General features: G+C 70.3%; 2 protein-coding genes. Both read left to right on the forward strand.

The genetic code is table 11. From position 1 onward, the window contains the following. The first annotated feature begins 5 nt into the window (after positions 1-5). Positions 6-758, forward strand: coding sequence for an electron transfer flavoprotein subunit beta/FixA family protein (locus AC1RU4_RS26205; protein ID WP_492894797.1), 753 nt, complete (start codon positions 6-8; stop codon positions 756-758). Beyond that, on the forward strand, positions 758-1674 hold a 917-nt coding region (locus AC1RU4_RS26210; protein WP_492894795.1), incomplete at its 3' end, for an electron transfer flavoprotein subunit alpha/FixB family protein. The genes AC1RU4_RS26205 and AC1RU4_RS26210, both read left to right, overlap by 1 nt.

A 1674-nucleotide genomic window follows, 5' to 3' on the forward strand; every position in this document is an offset into this window, starting at 1 on the left:
GCCTTATGAAGATCCTCGTGCCCGTTAAGCGGGTTGTGGACTACAACGTTAAGATCCGTGTGAAGGCGGACGGCTCGGGTGTCGAGCTGGCCAACGTCAAGATGGCGATGAACCCGTTCGACGAGATCGCGGTGGAAGAGGCGCTGCGGCTCAGGGAGGCCGGAGCGGCCACCGAGGTGATCGCGGTGTCGGTCGGCCCGGCCAAGACCGAGGAGACCATCCGCACCGCGCTGGCCATGGGCGCCGATCGCGGCATCTGGGTGAAGACCGAGGAGGCCGGCATCGAGCCGCTGGCGGTGGCCAAGCTGCTGAAGGCCATCGTGGCGGAAGAGGCCCCCGGCCTGGTCATCCTCGGCAAGCAGGCGATCGACGACGACTGCAACCAGACCGGCCAGATGCTGGCGGCGCTGCTCGGCTGGCCGCAGGCGACCTTCGCCTCCAAGGTCGTCATCGAGGGCGGGAGCGCCAATGTCACCCGCGAGATCGATGGCGGCCTGCAGAAGCTGGAGCTGGCGCTGCCGGCGATCCTGACCACCGATCTCAGGCTCAACGAGCCGCGCTACGCCTCGCTGCCCAACATCATGAAGGCGAAGAAGAAGCCGATCGTCGAGACCAGCGCCGCGACGCTCGGGGTCGACATCGCCCCGCGGCTCGAGGTGATCTCCACCACCGAGCCGGGCGGGCGCAGCGCCGGCATCCGGGTCGCCTCGGTGGCCGAGCTGGTCGACAGGCTGAAGAACGAGGCGGGAGTGATCTGATGGCGACGCTGCTGTTTGCCGAACATGACGACGCACATCTCAATCCGGTCACCGCGCGGGCGCTGACCGCGGCGCTGGCGCTCGGCGCGCCGGTGCATGTGGCGGTGATCGGCTCGGGCTGCCGCCCGGCCGCCGAGGCGGCGGCGACGCTCGCGGGCGTCGCGCAGGTGCTGCTGATCGACGCACCCGCCTATGCGCACCACCTCGCCGAGCCGCTGGCGGCGCTGGGCGTGGCGCTGGCGGGCGACTATGACGCGCTGGTGGCGCCCTCGAGCGCGGTGTGGAAGAGCGCGATGCCGCGCATCGCCGCGCTCCTCGACGTGATGCAGGTGTCGGACGTCACCGCGGTGCTCGGCCCGGACATGTTCGAGCGGCCGATCTATGCCGGCAACGCGATCCAGAAGGTGCGCTCGGCGGAAGCGAAAAAGGTGCTCACCATCCGCACCGCCGGTTTCGCCGCCGCCGCCGAGACCGGCGCCGCGCCGATCCGCGAGGTGGCGCCGGCGGGCGAGGCGAACGGCGCGCGCTTCCTGTCGGAGGCGATCGCCCATCTGGCGCGTCCCGAGCTGACGGCGGCGCGGATCATCGTCTCGGGCGGGCGGGCGCTCGGCTCGGCGGAGAATTTCCACGCCGTCGTCGAGCCGCTGGCGGACGCGCTCGGCGCGGCGGTGGGGGCGTCGCGCGCGGCGGTGGATGCCGGCTATGCACCGAACGACTGGCAGGTCGGCCAGACCGGCAAGGTGGTGGCGCCGGACCTGTATGTCGCGCTGGGCATTTCCGGGGCGATCCAGCATTTGGCCGGGATGAAGGACTCGAAGGTCATCGTCGCGATCAACAAGGACGAGGAGGCGCCGATCTTCCAGGTCGCTGATTACGGCCTCGTCGGAGACCTGTTCCAGGTGGTGCCCGAGCTGAC

Source organism: Ancylobacter sp. GW821-FHT10E12 (assembly GCF_058809335.1).